This is a genomic window from Streptomyces lacaronensis, from assembly GCF_047337785.1.
In the GTDB taxonomy this organism is placed as follows: Bacteria; Actinomycetota; Actinomycetes; order Streptomycetales; family Streptomycetaceae; genus Streptomyces; species Streptomyces lycopersici.
Genome location: NZ_JBLHDK010000003.1, coordinates 8,023,822 through 8,039,931, shown reverse-complemented (window position 1 = coordinate 8,039,931; position 16,110 = coordinate 8,023,822). Strand labels below are relative to the sequence as shown.

Here is a 16,110-nt window from a genome sequence, read left to right as displayed (position 1 = left end):
GGGCCACCGCCGCATACGATGAGCCGCATGGGTGATGTGCTGGCCGGTTTTCAGACCGTCTGGGAGTTCGACACCGACTCCATGCTCATCCGCTTCGAACGGGGGATCCGCACGCCGAAGCTGCTTCAGGCGCTCGGCGAACGCCGCATCCCCTTCGAGGCGCTGTCCGGGGTGGAGCTCGCCGTGGGCAAACGCGGAACGGTGGTGCTGCGCGCCGTGCCAAGACCGGGCGCCGACCCACTGATGGACGCCGCCGACGGCCAGCTCAGGGAGGCGTACGACCCGTACCGCCTGGTGCTGCCGGCCGAGCGGGAGACCCTCGCCGACTATTACGCCGAGCGGATACGCGATTCCCTCGGCCCCGAGGCGGACACCGCGGCCGAGGCGCATCTGGTGACCGTGCCCCCGCCGCCGCTGTCCTTCAAGGCGTACGACGGCAAGGCGTCGTTCGACGGCAAGGCCATCTCCTTCCGCTGGTTCTGGACCGGTGCCTCCTCGGAGAAGTGGAAGGTCGGGGACCAGCGCTTCCGGATCGACGAACTCACCGGTGTGGAGTGGCGCTCGCCGGAGAGCCGCGGCTCGGCGGGCACCGCCCCCAAGGAGGGCGCCGCCAAGGCCGGTGCCGCCAAAGGGGGTTCCGCCAAGGACGGCACGGCCAGGAACGGCACCGGCAAGGTCTCCCCCAAGGGCGGTGGCCACGGCCATCTGCGGCTGCTGCGGCGCTCCGCCGAGGACCAGCCCGCCGACCGCCCCGACCGGGACCCGGCGGCCGTCGTCTTCGGGATGGGCTACGGCCTCGTCCACCAGTCGCTGCCGTTCGCCGCGGCCGTCCTGGAGGCCATACGGGCCTCCTCCCCCGTGCCGTGCGCCGAGGGCGCCCCGGCCCCGAACCGGGCCGCCGCGCCGCGCCGCGACCCCGCCGACATCGCCGAGCGCATCCGTCACCTGGGCGACCTGCACACGGCCGGGCTGCTGACCGACGACGAGTTCAGCGCGAAGAAGGCCGAGCTGCTGGCGGAGCTGTAAGTGTCCGGTCCCTCCTCCGCACCGGCCGGCGAGGCCGCCGGCGCCTCATCGACCGCCGCGTCCTCCACCGCGTCCTCCACCGCCCACGAGAGCCTGCCCAAGGCCGCCCGGCGGCAGGCGGGCGGCCTTGCCCGGGCCCTGGTGACCCCCAGCTATCCGGCGACACCGCTGTTCGCCCAGTCGCCCAGGAACTGGCTGCGCAGGGTGCCGTACGGCGTGGCGATGGTCCTCACCACGATCCTGGTCCCCACCACCGCCCAGATGCTCTCCCATGACTACGGGGTGGGCGGCGGCGTCGCCACGCTGCTCGGCATCGTCCAGGGCAGCCCGCTGCTGCTGTCCGTCACCCGCCCCCTCCAGGCGTGGTGGATCGTCTTCCTCTCCGACCTGGTCTGCGCCCTGGTGGTGCTCGGCACCGCGGACCACCTGGAGAACCGGGTGTGGCCCTGGCTGCCGGGCGCCATCATCGGCTATCTCTTCCTGCTGCTCGCCCTCGCGCTGCGCGAACCGCGCCGCACCCTGGTGGCGGTGTGGCTGGTCACCGGCACCGCGGGACTGGCGCTCGGCATGGCCTTCCCGGACAAGAGCAACGGCAGCAATGTGGTGCTGTTCGTGCTCAGCGGCGTGGTGCTGCTCGTCGCCGGGGCGCTGCGCGAGCGCGGGGACGCCCAGCGGCGGCTGGCCGAGCAGGAGACGATCAGCGAGGCCGAACGGGCCCATCGCACCCTGTTGGAGGAGCGCACCCGGATCGCCCGTGAGCTGCACGATGTGGTCGCCCACCACATGTCGGTGATCACCGTGCAGGCGGACAGCGCCCCGTACCGGATCGGCGGTCTGCCGTCCGAGGCGGAGCGGGAGTTCTCCACCATCGCCGCCACCGCCCGGGAGTCGCTCGCCGAAATGCGGCGGCTGCTGGGCGTGTTGCGCAGCGAGGAGACCCGCGGGGAGCGGGCACCGCAGCCGGGGCTGCGGCAGGTGCCACAGCTGGTCGAGGCGACGGTACGGGCCGGGATACCGACCACGCTGACCATCGCGGACGACGTGGCCGAGCTCGAACCGCTGCCGCAGGCCGTGGGGCTGTCCGCGTACCGCATCGTGCAGGAGGCGCTGGCCAATGTGGTGCGCCACGCACCGGGCGCCGCCACCCGCGTGGCCATCTCCGCCGAGGACGGCTCGGCGCTGACCCTGCTGGTGGTCAACGGCCCGGCCCACAGCGCGCCCACCAAACCCCTGGAGACCAGCGGCACCGGCCATGGCCTCGTCGGCATGGTCGAGCGGGTACGGCTCGTCGGCGGCATGCTCGACACCGGCCCGCTGGCCGACGGCGGCTTCCGCGTCGCGGCCCGCCTCCCCCTGGTAGACCTCGAAGAGACGGACCCCTCATGACCATCAAGGTGATCATCGTCGACGATCAGGCGATGGTGCGGGCGGGGTTCGCCGCCCTGCTCGCCGCGCAGAGCGACATCGACGTCGTCGGCGAGGCACCGGACGGACGGGAGGGCGTGGAGGTCAGCCGCCGCAGCCACCCCGATGTGGTGCTGATGGACGTGCGGATGCCCGAGATGGACGGGCTCGAGGCGGCCCGCCGGCTGCTGGACCCGCCACGCGGGGTCACCCACCGGCCCAAGGTCCTGATGCTCACCACCTTCGACGTGGACGACTACGTCTACGAGGCGCTGCGCGCCGGGGCCAGCGGCTTTCTGCTGAAGGACGCCCCGCCGGCCGATCTGATCTCCGCGGTCCGGGTGGTGGCGGCGGGCGAGGCGCTGCTCGCCCCGTCCGTCACCCGCCGGCTGATCGCCGACTTCGCCCGCCAGCGCCCCGCCCCGCGCCGCGACGGCCCGGCCCTGCGGCGCAGCGGACTGACGCCGCGTGAGACCGAGGTGCTGGAGCTGATCGCCCGTGGTCTGTCCAACCAGGAGATCGCCGAGTCGCTGGTGCTCGCGGAGCAGACGGTGAAGACGCACATCGGCCGGGTGCTGGCCAAGCTGGGGCTGCGCGACCGCGCCCAGGCGGTGATCTTCGCCTATGAGTCGGGCCTGGTGACACCGGGTCAGTGACCCCGGCCGGGCAACCACCCCCTACTGGGGTATGACATCCCACTTGGCACCGGGGGGTGACGTACCGCCACCCGACACCTCTCTACCTTTCCCTCGCCACCGATGGAACCACCGACGGTTCCACCGGCGGAACCACTCATGGAACCGCCGACGGAACCGCTGCCGGAAGAGGGAAAGCCGCCGCCATGTCCCAGACGCTACGCACCAGGCACTACGCACGACGCCTGATCACCGCGGCGCTCACCATCACCGTCATGGCGGGGACGGCCGGCTGGACGGTGGCCCACGAGGAGCAGGCCATCACCGGGCCGCCGCCGGGGACCTCCGCATGGCTGGCGGACCATTCGCTGAGCGGGGCCGGGCGCGAGCTGCCCGATCCGGCCACCGCCTCACCCGCCGGGATCGCCCGGTTCTTCGACCGGCTCACCGAGGTCCAGCGGAAGGCGCTGGTCATCCGGCACCCCGAGGTGGTGGGCAATCTGGACGGGGCACCGCTGAGCCTGCGGTACGAGGCCAACGCCCGGGCGATCCGGGCCGCCTGGCACAAGGAGCGCAAGGCCGACCCGAAGAGCCCGCTCGCCGAGCGGTACGCGGCGCTGCTGGAGCCCGGCCGCCAGATCCTCGCCTTCGATCCGCGCGGGCGCGGCCAGGTGGCGGAGGTCTACGGGGACTTGGCGGCGGCCCGCCGCACGGCCGTGATCGTGCCCGGCTCGGACATCGACCTGGACGACTTCGACCGCACGGGCGACCCGTACGGCGCCCCGGCCGGAATGGCCCGGTCGCTGCGGGCGCGGATGGCCGAGGACGCTCCCGCGACCCCGACCGCCGTCATCGCCTGGGTCGGCTACACCACCCCGGTCGGGCTGGGCCCGGACGCCGCCACCAGCCGACTGGCCAAGGCGGGTGCGCCCCGCCTGGACCGGTTTCTGGCCGGGCTCGCCGTGACCACCGCGGCCACCGCCGACGCCCCGCCCGCCGTGTTCTGCCACAGCTACGGCTCGGTGGTGTGCGGTCTCGCCGCCTCCGCGATGGACCGCGCCCGCGTCTCCGACCTGGTGGTGCTGGGCAGCCCGGGGATGCGCGCGGACAGCGCCGAGGCCCTGCGCACCGGGGCCCGGGTCTGGGCGGCGCGGGACCGCACCGACTGGATCCGCCGGGTGACCGGCTATGACTTCCTGGGCCTGGGCCACGGCGACGACCCGACCGATCCGTCCTTCGGCGCCCGGGTGGTCTCCTCCGAGAGCGCCCACGGGCACACCGGCTACTTCGCGCCGGGTACGGATTCGCTGCGCAACTTCTCGCGGATCGCGCTGGGGGACTTCGACGGCGTGCGGTGCGCGGAGGAGGACGGCGGCGGTCCGGGCACGGGGCCGGACTGCCGCCAGGGCCTCAGCTGACCGCCGTCCCCGGCGGCGCGGCCCTCGGCGCCCGCCACGCGGCCCGGCGCCGCGGGCTATTCGCGGCCCGCGCTCGTCGCGCTCATGTCGGCGTAGCGGGCGCCCGCCACCTGTCCGGCGATCGGCTCCAGCGCGGCCAGCTCGTCCGCGCTCAGTTCGATCCGGGTCGCGCCGGTGTTCTGCTCGATCCGGGCCCGGGTGCGGGTGCCGGGGATCGGCACCACGGCGAGCCCGTGCACCTGGGCCCGCTGCTGCACCCAGGCCAGCGCGATCTGGGCGAGCGTGGCCCCGCGCGCCTCGGCGATCTTCCGGAGCGGCTCCAGCAGCGCGGCGTTGGCGGCCGCGTTGTCGCCGGTGAAGCGGGGCTGACGGCGGCGGAAGTCGTCCTCGCCCAGCTCCTGCTCGGCCTGGACGAAGGAGCCGGTGAGGAAGCCGCGGCCGAGCGGCGAGTACGGCACGAGGCCGACGCCCAGCTCCCGGGCGGCCCCGACCACGCTCTCCTCGATGTCGCGGCTGAACAGCGACCACTCCGACTGCACCGCGGCGATGGGGTGCACCGCGTGCGCCGCGCGCAGCTCGTTCGCCGTGACCTCGCTCAACCCGAGGTGCTTGACCTTCCCCTCGGCCACCAGCTCGGCCATGGCGCCGACGCTCTCCTCCAGCGGCACCTCGGGGTTGCGCCGGTGCATGTAGTACAGGTCGATGTGGTCCACCCCGAGGCGGCGCAGGCTGCCCTCCACGGCCTGGCGGATGTACGGGCGGTCGTTGCGTATCCGCTGGCGGCCGAACGGGGCGCTCTCGTCGCGCTCGATGGCGAACTTGGTGGCCAGGGTGATCCGGTCCCGGTTGGCCCGGACGAAGGGGGAGATGAACTCCTCGTTCCGCCCGAAGCCGTAGACATCGGCGGTGTCGAAGAGCGTGACGCCCAGTTCCAGGGCCCGCTCCAGCGTGGCCCGCGCCTCCGCCTCGTCGTGGGTCGGTCCGTAGGCCCAGCTCATGCCCATGCAGCCCAGGCCCTGGACGCCGACCTCGGGTCCGCCGGTCCCCAGGCCGACGGTCGCGATGGTCTCGTTGGTGCGGTCGCTCATACGGGGTCAAACCTCTCCGACGCCCTCCGGGCGTCAGCGTAGACATCGATCTTGAAGTCGAGGACTTCGAGCGTGCTCTGGAGCTCGGCGATCCGCTCCCGCACGTTCTCGCGGTGCGTGGTCAGCAGTTCCTCGCGCTCGGCGAAGGTGTGCTCGCCCTCCCGCACCAGCTCGGCGTAGCGGACCATGTCCGCGACCGGCATCCCGGTCAGCCGCAGCTTGCCGACGAGGTCGAGCCAGTCCAGGTCGCGGTTGGTGAAGCGGCGCTGGCCGGTGTGCGTACGGTCCACATGCGGCATCAGCCCGATCCGCTCGTACCAGCGCAGGGTGTGCGCCGTCAGCCCGGTGTAGGCGACGACCTCACTGATCGAGTATCGGTCCTGCCCGGTGGGCCGGGGGTGGCCTACCCTCCCCGCGCAGTTCTTCCGCGCCTTCACCGGGGCGCTCTCCATCACGGTCATGCCGATTCACCTCTCGCAGGTCGCGGATCCGCACACCTCGTCGACGTCGTCAACGCTATGTACTTCGAGTGCACTCCAAGCAAGCGAAGATTTGGGGGAACCTTGGCGCCTGCGGCGGGCTGCTCCCCTCCCCGCCCCTTCCCTCAACTGTGGCTCCGCCCCAGACCCCGGCCGGACGACCCGGATACGCACGGACCCCCGCCCGGCCACCCGCCGCGCCGACCACGACCAGCCCGCCGACGCAGCCACTCACCCCGCGAACGCCCAAGTCGGCTCCCCGCCCCCGGGGTCCAGGGGTGGAGTCCCTGGTACGGGAAGGGGCGGGGAGGGGAAAGAGCCTCCGACGGACACCCCGTAGGCTCTGGGACATGGAGAGCCTGCGGATGATCGAGAACTGGCCGGTTCCGACGGCGGCGGCCGCCGTCGTGCGCCCGGACGGCACCCTGGCGGGATCGTACGGCCCGACCGGCCATCGGTTCCCCCTCGCCTCGGTCACCAAGCCGCTCGCCGCCTACGCCGCGCTGGTCGCCGTCGAGGAGGGCGCGGTGGAGCTGGACGAGCCGGCGGGGCCCGAGGGCTCCACGGTGCGCCATCTGCTGGCGCACACCTCCGGGCTCGCCTTCGACGAGCACCGCTCGGTCGCCGCGCCCGGCAACCGCCGGCTCTACTCCAACGCCGGGTTCGAGGTGCTGGGCGACCACATCGCCAAGGCCACGGGCATCCCGTTCCCGGAGTATCTGCGCCAGGCGGTGCTCCAGCCGCTCGGCATGGTCGCCACCGACCTGCCCGGCTCGCCCGCCAAGGACGGCGTCTCGACCGTGGACGACCTGGTGCGCTTCGCGGCGGAGCTGCAGGCCCCGCGGCTGCTGGCGGCCGAGACGCTGGCCGGGGCCACCTCCGTGGTGCACCCGGGTCTCACGGGTGTGCTGCCCGGCTACGGACATCAGCGGCCCAATGACTGGGGGCTCGGGTTCGAGATACGCGACGGCAAGTCGCCGCATTGGACCGGCGCCTCCTCCTCGCCCCGCACCTTCGGGCATTTCGGCCAGTCCGGGACGTTCCTCTGGGTGGACCCGGACGCGGGCGCCGCCTGTGTGGCCCTGACCGACCGGGCCTTCGGCCCGTGGGCGATCGAGGCCTGGCCCACGTTCACCGACGCGGTCCTGGCCGAGCTGGGATAGCGGGTGTCCGGCGGATGGTGACGCCTGCGGCGGGCCGGCCCCTCCCCGCCCCTTCCCGAAACTGGGGCTTCGCCCCAGACCCCGGGGTCCAGGGGCGAAGCCCGTGTCACGCGGCGGACACCCCGTAGCCCCTCAGCCGTAGCCCGGCTCCGCGTGCATCTCCCAGATCAGCAGCTCGGCGGGGCCCTCGGCGCGCGCCTCAAGACCCTCCGCGGCGGAGATCCGGGCCGCGTCGCCGGGCGTGAGGGTCTCCCCGTCGATCCGGGCCGCGCCGCGCACCGCGTGCGCGTAGACCCACGGCGCGTCCGGCAGGGCGGTGCGCTCACCGTCCACCAGCCGCCGCACATGCAGCACCGCCTCGGTGCGCTCCAGTGCGTACGGGGTGCCGTCGGCGATGCCGCGCACCACCTCGTACGCCGGGTCCGTGGCGGCGCCCGGGCCCGGCATCAGCCACATCTGGACGAAGGTGAGCGGTTCGGCGCCCGCGTTGCGCTCGGTGTGACGTACTCCGCTTCCGGCGCTGAGCCGCTGGACGTCGCCGGGGCGCACGACGGTCCGCGCGCCGGTGGAGTCCTCGTGGGTGAGCTCGCCCTCGACGACCCAGGTGACGATCTCCATATCGCGGTGGGGATGTTCGGCGAAGCCCGCGCCGGGGGCGAGCCGCTCCTCGTTGCAGGCCACGAGCGAGCCGAACCGCACATTGCCGGGGTCGTAGTACCCAGAGAAGGAAAAGGCGTGGCGCGTCTCGATGCCCGCGCCCTCCCCACCCGGATACCGTGCACCGGACCGCTGTATCCACATCACCCGGTCCACGGTAGTGCGCCCCTGACCGTCCGCCCCGCCCATGTCCCTACCCCCGCGTACACCTCCCGCCCCCAGCGCTCACCATCCGATAAGGCAGTCTTGTCCTCGTGCCTGAACCAGCCTCGAACACCCCGCATCCGCACAGTGCCACCCTGCGCCGCCTGGAGAAGTCCTCCGGGAAGCTCGCCGCCAACGCCATCGCGCGCATGGACGAGCAGCTGCCGTGGTACCGGGCGATGCCGCCCGAGAACCGCTCCTGGATCGGGTTGGTGGCGCAGGCGGGCATCGCGGCCTTCACCGAATGGTTTCGCCACCCCGAGGCACCCCAGGCGATCAGCACCGATGTGTTCGGCACCGCCCCGCGCGAGCTGACCCGGGCGATCACCCTGCGGCAGACCGTGGAGATGGTCCGCACGACCATCGAGGTCATGGAGTCGGCGATCGACGACGTGGCGGCCCCGGGCGATGAGTCGGTGCTGCGCGAGGCGCTGCTGGTGTACGCGCGGGAGATCGCCTTCGCCACCGCCCAGGTGTACGCGCAGGCCGCCGAGGCGCGCGGCGCGTGGGACGCCCGGCTGGAGTCGCTGGTGGTCAACGCGGTGCTGTCCGGCGAGGCGGACGAGGGGGCGCTGTCCCGCGCGGCCGCCCTGGGCTGGAACTCACCCGAACATGTGTGCGTGGTGCTGGGCACCGCCCCGGACGGGGACAGTGAGCTGACCGTCGAGGCGATCCGGCGGGCCGCCCGCCACGCCAAGCTTCAGGTGCTCACCGGCGTGCTGGGCGACCGTCTTGTGGTGGTCGCGGGCGGCTCGGACAATCCGCTCCAGGCGGCGAAGGCGCTGATCGGGCCGTATGCCCCGGGTCCGGTGGTGGCCGGTCCCGTGGTCTCCGACCTGCTGGCCGCGACCCGCTCGGCGGGGGCGGCGGCGGCCGGGCTGAAGGCGTGCACCGCCTGGCCGGACGCGCCCCGTCCGGTGCTCGCCGACGATCTGCTGCCCGAGCGTGCGATGGCCGGGGATCCGGCTGCCCGTGAGCAGTTGGTGGAGGAGATCTACAGACCGCTGGAGGAAGCCGGTTCGGCGCTGCTCGAGACGCTGAGTGTGTACCTCGAACAGGCGAGCAGTCTGGAGGGCGCGGCCCGGATGCTCTTCGTTCACCCGAACACCGTCCGCTACCGGCTACGACGTGTGACGGACGTCACCGGATGGTCACCTTCCGACGTCAGGTCGGCGTTTACTCTGCGCATAGCCCTGATCCTGGGACGTCTCGCCGACGCGAACATATTGCCCTGACCGTTTGTTGGACCCCCACAATTCCCCTGTCGGTTCTTCGTCCTTGTCCTCACGGGCGATTCGACCCGTCCGCAAGAGAGAGTGTGAGAGTGCTCGTACTCGTCGCTCCCGGCCAGGGTGCTCAAAAGCCCGGCTTCCTGACCCCCTGGCTCGACCTCCCCGGCGTCACCGAACGTCTGACCTGGTGGTCGGCCGTCTCCGGCCTGGACCTCATCCACTACGGAACCAAGGCCGACGAGGAGGAGATCCGCGACACCGCGGTGGCCCAGCCGCTGCTGGTGGCCGCCGGTCTGGTCGCCGCCCACGCGCTGTTCGGCGAGGGCGCCGAGGGCACGAGCGGTCTCGCGGAGCTGCCGAGCCGTATCGGCGCGGTCGCGGGCCACAGCGTCGGCGAGATCACCGCGGCCGTGGCCTCCGGTGTGCTCAACCACGAGGCGGCCATGGTGCTGGTCCGCCGCCGCGGACTCGCCATGGCGGAGGCCGCGAGCCGCACCGAGACCGGAATGGCCGCCATACTGGGTGGTGAGCAGGACGATGTCGTCGCCCACCTCGACAAGCACGGACTGACCCCGGCGAACGTCAACGGCGCCGGGCAGATCGTGGCCGCGGGCACCGCCGAGCAACTGGCGGCGCTGGCCGAGGACAAGCCCGTGGGGGTGCGCCGCGTCGTACCGCTCAAGGTGGCCGGCGCGTTCCACACCGACCACATGGCCCCGGCGGTCGCCGCCCTCGAGGCCCTGGTCGCGGGGGTCCCGGTGGCCGATCCGCGCACCCGCTACGTCTCCAACCGGGACGGTGGGGTCGTGGCGACCGGGGCCGGGGTGATCGAGCGGCTGGTCGCCCAGGTGTCCAACCCGGTGCGCTGGGATCTGTGCATGGAGACCTTCCAGGAGCTGGGCGTCACCGGGCTCATCGAGGTGGCCCCGGGCGGCACGCTCACCGGCATCGCCAAGCGCGCGCTGCCGGGCGTCACCAATGTGGCGCTGAAGACTCCGGACGATCTCGACACGGCGCGTGCGCTGATCGAGGAGCACGCCGTCCCCGTCGACACACCGGCCGAAGAGGAGCTCCGAGAAGCATGACCGCGAAGATCAAGCCCAGTAAGGGCGCCCCGTACGCGCGCATTCTCGGCGTCGGTGGCTACCGTCCGACCCGGGTGGTGCCGAACGAGGAGATCCTCAAGCACATCGACTCCTCCGACGAGTGGATCCGCTCCCGTTCGGGCATCGCCACCCGGCACTGGGCCGGTCCGGACGAGACGGTCGCCACCATGTCCGTGGAGGCCGGAGGCAAGGCCATCGCCGATGCCGGTCTGACGCCGGAGCAGATCGGCGCCGTGATCGTCTCGACGGTCTCGCACCTGAAGCAGACCCCGGCGGTCGCCACCGAGATCGCGCATCTGCTGGGCACCGGCAAGCCGGCCGCGTTCGACATCTCGGCGGGCTGTGCGGGCTTCGGCTACGGACTGACCCTCGCCAAGGGCATGATCACCGATGGCACCGCGGAGCATGTGCTGGTCATCGGGGTCGAGCGGCTTTCGGACCTGACCGATCTGGAGGACCGGGCGACGGCCTTCCTGTTCGGCGACGGCGCCGGCGCCGTGGTGGTCGGCCCCTCCAAGGAGCCCGCGATCGGCCCGACCGTCTGGGGTTCGGAGGGCGACAAGTCCGACACCATCACCCAGACGCTGCCCTGGGACGTCTACCGCGAGCAGAACGCCGCCGACGTGCGCTACCCGGCGCTGCGCCAGGAGGGCCAGGCCGTCTTCCGCTGGGCCGTCTACGAGATGGCGAAGGTCGCCCAGCAGGCCCTGGACGAGGCCGGGGTCAGCGCGGACGAGCTCGACGCGTTCATCCCCCACCAGGCCAATATGCGGATCATCGACTCGATGATCAAAACCCTCAAGCTGCCGGAGCACGTCACGGTCGCCCGTGATGTGGAGACCACCGGCAACACCTCGGCCGCCTCCATTCCGCTCGCCATGGAGCGGCTGTTGGCGACGGGGCAGGCGAAGAGCGGCGACACCGCGCTCGTCATCGGATTCGGAGCGGGTCTCGTCTACGCAGCGACGGTCGTTACCCTCCCTTAGGCTCCATAGTCCATATCCACGCAGCTCCACAGAAGTCGGACGCTGCGCCACCACCGCAACACACCGAAGAAGGAGCGCCGCAATGGCCGCCACTCAGGAAGAGATCCTCGAGGGTCTCGCCGAGATCGTCAACGAGATCGCCGGTATCCCGACCGAGGACGTCCTGCTGGACAAGTCCTTCACCGACGACCTGGACGTCGACTCGCTGTCCATGGTCGAGGTGGTCGTCGCCGCCGAGGAGCGCTTCGACGTGAAGATCCCGGACGACGACGTCAAGAACCTCAAGACCGTCGGCGACGCCGTCGACTACATCCTCAAGCACCAGGGCTGAGCCCGTATCAAGGCCGGTCGTCGCCGCCCGTGCGGTGGCAGGTCCAGCACCTTCTACACGTGGAGTAGGAATTCCTGTGAACTCGACCAATCGCACCGTGGTCGTCACCGGTGTTGGTGCCACGACGCCGCTGGGTGGCGACGCCCCGTCGACCTGGGAGGCCATGCTGGCCGGCCGGTCCGGCGTCCGCCTTCTGGAGGAGGAATGGGCGGCCGAGTTGCCGGTCCGCATCGCCGCGAAGATCGCGGTGGAGCCGGGCACGATCATTCCGCGTCCGCAGGCCCGCAAGCTCGACCGTTCCGCGCAGTTCGCGCTGCTCGCGGCTCGTGAGGCATGGGCGGACGCGGGCTTCACCGCCAGGGCGGGCGAGGACTCCTCGATCGACCCCGACCGGCTCGGCGCGGTCGTGGCGTCCGGTATCGGCGGGGTCACCACCCTGCTCGACCAGTACGACGTGCTGCGCGAGAAGGGTGTCCGCAAGGTCTCCCCGCACACCGTGCCGATGCTGATGCCCAACAGCCCGGCGGCGAACGTCAGCATCGACCTCAACGCCCGCGCGGGCGCGCACACCCCGGTGAGCGCGTGCGCCTCCGGAGCCGAGGCCATCGGCTACGCCATCGAGATGATCCGCACCGGCCGCGCCGACGTGGTCGTCGCGGGCGGCACCGAGGCGTCCATCCACCCGCTGCCCATGGTCGCCTTCGGCAACATGATGGCGATGTCCAAGAGCAACGACGACCCGCAGGGCGCCTCGCGCCCGTTCGACGTCGACCGCAACGGCTTCGTGATGGGCGAGGGCTCGGGCGCCATCGTCCTGGAGTCGGCCGAGCACGCCGCGGCGCGTGGCGCCCGGGTGTACGCGCAGGCCATCGGCCAGGGCATCTCGGCCGACGCCCACCACATCACCCAGCCGGAGCCGTCCGGCAACGGCATCGGGAACGCGCTGCAGAACCTGGTGGAGAACACCGGCATCAGCGGTGCCGAGGTCGCGCACGTCAACGCGCACGCGACCTCGACCCCGCAGGGCGACCTGGCGGAGATCAAGGCGCTGCGCAAGGTGTTCGGCGACGACGTGGACCACATGGCGGTCTCCGCCACCAAGTCCATGACGGGCCATCTGCTCGGCGGCGCGGGCGGTGTGGAGACGGTGGCCAGCGTGCTCGCGCTGTACCACCGGCTGGCCCCGCCGACGATCAACATCGGCTCGCTGGACCCGGAGGCGGACGCGGACATCGTGACCGGCGAGGCGCGGGCGCTGCCGGCCGAGGGCCCGATCGTGGCGCTGAACGACTCGTTCGGCTTCGGCGGCCACAATGTGGTGCTGGCCTTCCGCACGGTCTGACGCGCCGCTGGTCCAACGCCCTGATACGTGGGGGTGGCCCGCCTCCGGCTCCGGCCGGGGGCGGGCCGTCGGTGTGTCAGCCGGTGTGTCGGCTCAGGGGGCTTCGCCGTCGAAGCTGGCGAAGTACGAGGCCACCATGTCCTCGTCGCCGTGGCCCGCCTCGATCGCGCGGCGGAACCGCTCCGCGCCCGCGGCCGCCAGGTCCAGCCGCACTCCGGCGCGCTCCCCGGCCTGCACGATCAGCCGGGCGTCCTTCTCGGCGGTCTTGGTGGCGAAGCTGGGCTCCAGGTCGCCCCGGAGCACCTGGGCCGACTTGACCCGCATATAGCCGTTGTCCAGCGGGCCGCCCTCGACCGCGTCCAGGAAGCCCTGCCAGTCCACGCCGAGCCCCTTGGCGAGGGCGGCCGCCTCGGCGGTGGCGTGGGTGACGTTGAGGACCCAGCTGTTGAGCACCAGCTTGAGCCGGGTGGCGGCGGCGCCCTCCGCGCTGTCGCCGACCCACTCCGTACGGCTGCCGATGGCGTCGAAGACCGGCCAGACGACCGGGCGGACGGGCACCGGCCCGGCGGCCAGCACCAGCAGCTGTCCGTTCTCCGCGGGCTGCTTGGTGCCGAGCACGGGCGAGTCGATGAGGACGAGATCCTTCTCACGGGCGAACGCGGCGAGTGATTCCAGCGCCTCCAGCCCCGCCGTGGTGGCCTGGGCCCATGCGGTTCCGGGGCGCAGCGCGGGGGCGGCCTGCCGCATCGTCTCGAGCGCCACGGCGCCGTCGTAGAGGATGGTGAGGACGACATCGGCGCCGTCCACGGCCTCGGCCGGGGTGTCGGTGACGCGTACGCCGTCCTGGCTGAGCGGTTCGGCCTTGGATCGGGTGCGGTTCCACGCACGGACCTCGAGCCCGGAGCGGGCGAGGTTACGGGCCATTCCGGAACCCATGATGCCGGTGCCGAGGACCGCGACGGACGTTGCCGGGTGTTGTTCGGTCATTCCGCCACGCTAAAACCCGGAGCGGGGTCCCGGCCAAAGGGATGGCGGCGCGTCAGGTGCTCAGACGACCTGGTGCAGCCAGCGGACCGGGGCGCCCTCACCCGCGTAGCGGAACGGCTCCAGCTCGTCGTCCCAGGGCTTGCCGAGCAGTTTGGCGATCTCCGCCTCGAGGTCGCTCTCGCCGCGGGCGGAGCGGGCGAGGGCGGCGCGCAGCCGGTCCTCGGGGATCAGGATGTCGCCGTGCATTCCGGTGACGGCGTGGAAGATGCCGAGTTCGGGGGTGGAGCTGTAGCGCTCGCCCTCGGCGGTGGCGCAGGGCTCGGCGGTCACCTCGAAGCGCAGCAGATGCCAGCCGCGGAGCGCGGAGGCCAGTTTGGAGGCCGTGCCGACCTCGCCCTGCCAGGAGAACTCGGCACGCCAGGTGCCGTTCGCCGCCGGCTGCTTGATCCAGTCGAGGGTGACACGCACGCCGAGGACGCCCGCGATGGCCCATTCGACGTGCGGGCACAGCGCGCGCGGAGCGGAATGCACATACAGAACTCCACGGGTCGTCACCGGTGCCTCCTGTGCGGTTCGAGGTGCGCCTTCCCCAGCGGCCTCGCGCCCGTACCGGTCCCGCCCGGGACATCGGATCACATTCTGCCCTAGTGATCACTCCCACACCAGTCTCGACGTCACCTTCAGTGAAATTTATCGTGCAGAATTCTCTAGAAAGTGGACAGGATGTGACGGGGCGTAATGTGCTGGTACCGCATAGCGCGCCTTGTCGCCGGGACGACGCTCATCTGGCGCAAGAAAAACGTACCGTGCGAGCCAGCCGGAGGAGTGACGTACCGTCGGTCCGGACAGATATCACCCAACAGCCGGAGGGGGAACAGCCATGCGGGTCAGCGCGACACGCCGGAAGCGATCGGCGGCCGCTTCCTCGACCACGCGTACGATCGTGCGCCCGTCCCCGCGCCCCACCGGGCGCACCGCTGGACGCACGGGCATGGTGCTGTTCACCACCGCCGCCGTGCTGAGCTCAGCGGGCTGTTTCGGCAGCTCGGACGACCCCTCACGGCACGGGCCGACCCGCGCGGGGAAGACGCCCGGCGCCAAGCGGTCCATCGTCTGGAACACCCGGCCGACCTCGATCGCCTCCGTGGGCGACTCCATCACCCGCGGCTTCGACGCCTGTTCGGTGCTCTCCGACTGCCCCGAGGTGTCGTGGTCCACCGGCACCGATGTGCGGAGCCTCGCCCAGCGGCTGCTGCCCTCCGCCACCGCCGACGCGGGGACCCACGCCTGGAACTTCGCCAAGACCGGCGCGGTCGTGGCCGACCTCCCCGGCCAGATCGAGGCGGCCGCGGCCCGCAGGCCGAAGCTGATCACCGTGATGATCGGCGCCAATGACGCCTGCCGGGACTCGGTGGACGACATGACCTCACCCGAGCAGTTCCGCACCACCTTCACCTCGGCGCTCACCCGGCTGCGCCGTGATCTGCCGAAGACGCAGGTGTATGTGGCCAGCGTGCCGGATCTGAAGCGGCTGTGGTCGGAAGGGCGCAAGAACGTCTTCGGGCGGCAGATCTGGAAGCTGGGCATCTGCCCGTCGATGCTGAAGGACTCCCAGGACCTGGACGCGGCCTCCAACGACCGCCGACAGCGGGTGTCGGACCGGGTGACCGAGTACAACAAGGTGCTGAAGGACGTGTGTGGGCGGGATGTGCTGTGCCGGTACGACCCGGCGGTGCACAAGTACCGCTTCACCACGCATGAGCTGAGCAAATGGGACTGGTTCCACCCCAGCAAGGCGGGCCAGGCGCAACTGGCCGACATGGCCTACCGCCGCATCACCGCGCCCTGACCCTGACCCCGGCCGCGCCCGGCTCCCGGCCGGGGCCCGGAAGCCGGGCGCGGGACGCGGGCCCCCTCCCTTCGTGCGGCTCCGCCGCCCGGCAGGGGCTGCACCCCTGGCCCCCGGGCGCAGGGGTGCAGCCCCGCCCCTCCGGGGCCTGGGGTGCAGCCCCGGTGCTCCGGGGGCTGGGGCAGAGCCCCAGGTTCGGGAAG

16 protein-coding genes are annotated in these 16,110 nt (G+C 72.1%); 11 read left to right on the top strand and 5 right to left on the bottom strand.

Features of this window, described 5'->3' with window-relative positions:
- Positions 1-27 precede the first annotated feature (27 nt).
- The 4 genes from ACMTAK_RS34455 to ACMTAK_RS34440 all read left to right on the top strand — a co-directional run bounded on the left by ACMTAK_RS34455 (position 28) and on the right by ACMTAK_RS34440 (position 4,483).
- Complete coding sequence (locus ACMTAK_RS34455; protein WP_413809787.1) at positions 28-1,026, top strand: DUF4429 domain-containing protein; 999 nt, start codon at positions 28-30, stop codon at positions 1,024-1,026.
- On the top strand, positions 1,027-2,412 hold the full coding sequence (locus ACMTAK_RS34450; protein ID WP_413809786.1) for a sensor histidine kinase: 1,386 nt from the start codon (positions 1,027-1,029) through the stop codon (positions 2,410-2,412).
- Positions 2,409-3,086 (top strand): response regulator, encoded by a 678-nt coding sequence (locus tag ACMTAK_RS34445; RefSeq protein WP_201855546.1) that lies wholly within the window; start codon positions 2,409-2,411, stop codon positions 3,084-3,086. Before ACMTAK_RS34450 ends, ACMTAK_RS34445 begins: the two co-directional genes overlap by 4 nt.
- Positions 3,087-3,271: 185 nt before the next feature.
- A complete protein-coding gene (locus ACMTAK_RS34440) occupies positions 3,272-4,483 on the top strand; it encodes an alpha/beta hydrolase (protein WP_413809785.1) in 1,212 nt (403 codons plus the stop codon).
- Between the two features lie 56 nt (positions 4,484-4,539).
- Here ACMTAK_RS34440 and ACMTAK_RS34435 read toward each other — a convergent pair whose 3' ends face one another.
- Both ACMTAK_RS34435 and ACMTAK_RS34430 read right to left on the bottom strand, forming a co-directional pair.
- Positions 4,540-5,571 (bottom strand): aldo/keto reductase, encoded by a 1,032-nt coding sequence (locus tag ACMTAK_RS34435; protein ID WP_413809784.1) that lies wholly within the window; start codon positions 5,569-5,571, stop codon positions 4,540-4,542.
- Complete coding sequence (locus ACMTAK_RS34430; protein ID WP_413809783.1) at positions 5,568-6,032, bottom strand: MerR family transcriptional regulator; 465 nt, start codon at positions 6,030-6,032, stop codon at positions 5,568-5,570. Before ACMTAK_RS34430 ends, ACMTAK_RS34435 begins: the two co-directional genes overlap by 4 nt.
- Positions 6,033-6,400: 368 nt before the next feature.
- Here ACMTAK_RS34430 and ACMTAK_RS34425 point away from each other — a divergent pair, with 368 nt between their 5' ends.
- Positions 6,401-7,213, top strand: coding sequence for a serine hydrolase domain-containing protein (locus ACMTAK_RS34425; protein ID WP_413809782.1), 813 nt, complete (start codon positions 6,401-6,403; stop codon positions 7,211-7,213).
- Positions 7,214-7,345: 132 nt separating this feature from the next.
- Here the strand turns inward: ACMTAK_RS34425 and ACMTAK_RS34420 are convergent, their stop codons facing one another.
- Positions 7,346-8,014, bottom strand: a complete 669-nt coding sequence (locus ACMTAK_RS34420; RefSeq protein WP_413813080.1) for a pirin family protein — start codon at positions 8,012-8,014, stop codon at positions 7,346-7,348.
- A 110-nt stretch (positions 8,015-8,124) separates the two neighbouring features.
- On the opposite strand from ACMTAK_RS34420, the gene ACMTAK_RS34415 reads away from it, so the two are divergent.
- The 5 genes from ACMTAK_RS34415 to ACMTAK_RS34395 all read left to right on the top strand — a co-directional run bounded on the left by ACMTAK_RS34415 (position 8,125) and on the right by ACMTAK_RS34395 (position 13,071).
- Positions 8,125-9,309 (top strand): PucR family transcriptional regulator, encoded by a 1,185-nt coding sequence (locus tag ACMTAK_RS34415; protein WP_020871571.1) that lies wholly within the window; start codon positions 8,125-8,127, stop codon positions 9,307-9,309.
- Positions 9,310-9,398: 89 nt separating this feature from the next.
- Entirely contained in the window at positions 9,399-10,391 is a 993-nt protein-coding gene (locus tag ACMTAK_RS34410) for an ACP S-malonyltransferase (protein ID WP_413809781.1), read from the top strand.
- Positions 10,388-11,398 carry a ketoacyl-ACP synthase III gene (locus ACMTAK_RS34405; protein WP_413809780.1) on the top strand — a complete coding sequence of 337 codons (1,011 nt, stop codon included), beginning with the start codon at positions 10,388-10,390 and terminating at the stop codon, positions 11,396-11,398. Before ACMTAK_RS34410 ends, ACMTAK_RS34405 begins: the two co-directional genes overlap by 4 nt.
- Positions 11,399-11,480: 82 nt before the next feature.
- Positions 11,481-11,729, top strand: coding sequence for an acyl carrier protein (locus ACMTAK_RS34400; protein WP_020871568.1), 249 nt, complete (start codon positions 11,481-11,483; stop codon positions 11,727-11,729).
- A gap of 76 nt (positions 11,730-11,805) precedes the next feature.
- Complete coding sequence (locus ACMTAK_RS34395) at positions 11,806-13,071, top strand: beta-ketoacyl-[acyl-carrier-protein] synthase family protein (RefSeq protein ID WP_413809779.1); 1,266 nt, start codon at positions 11,806-11,808, stop codon at positions 13,069-13,071.
- A gap of 93 nt (positions 13,072-13,164) precedes the next feature.
- On the opposite strand, the gene ACMTAK_RS34390 is transcribed toward ACMTAK_RS34395, so the two are convergent.
- Entirely contained in the window at positions 13,165-14,058 is an 894-nt protein-coding gene (locus ACMTAK_RS34390; protein ID WP_413809778.1) for an NAD(P)-dependent oxidoreductase, read from the bottom strand.
- A 60-nt stretch (positions 14,059-14,118) separates the two neighbouring features.
- Positions 14,119-14,613, bottom strand: coding sequence for a DUF3145 domain-containing protein (locus tag ACMTAK_RS34385; protein WP_044575947.1), 495 nt, complete (start codon positions 14,611-14,613; stop codon positions 14,119-14,121).
- Between the two features lie 325 nt (positions 14,614-14,938).
- Here ACMTAK_RS34385 and ACMTAK_RS34380 point away from each other — a divergent pair, with 325 nt between their 5' ends.
- A complete protein-coding gene (locus tag ACMTAK_RS34380) occupies positions 14,939-15,907 on the top strand; it encodes an SGNH/GDSL hydrolase family protein (protein ID WP_413809777.1) in 969 nt (322 codons plus the stop codon).
- Positions 15,908-16,110 lie beyond the last annotated feature (203 nt).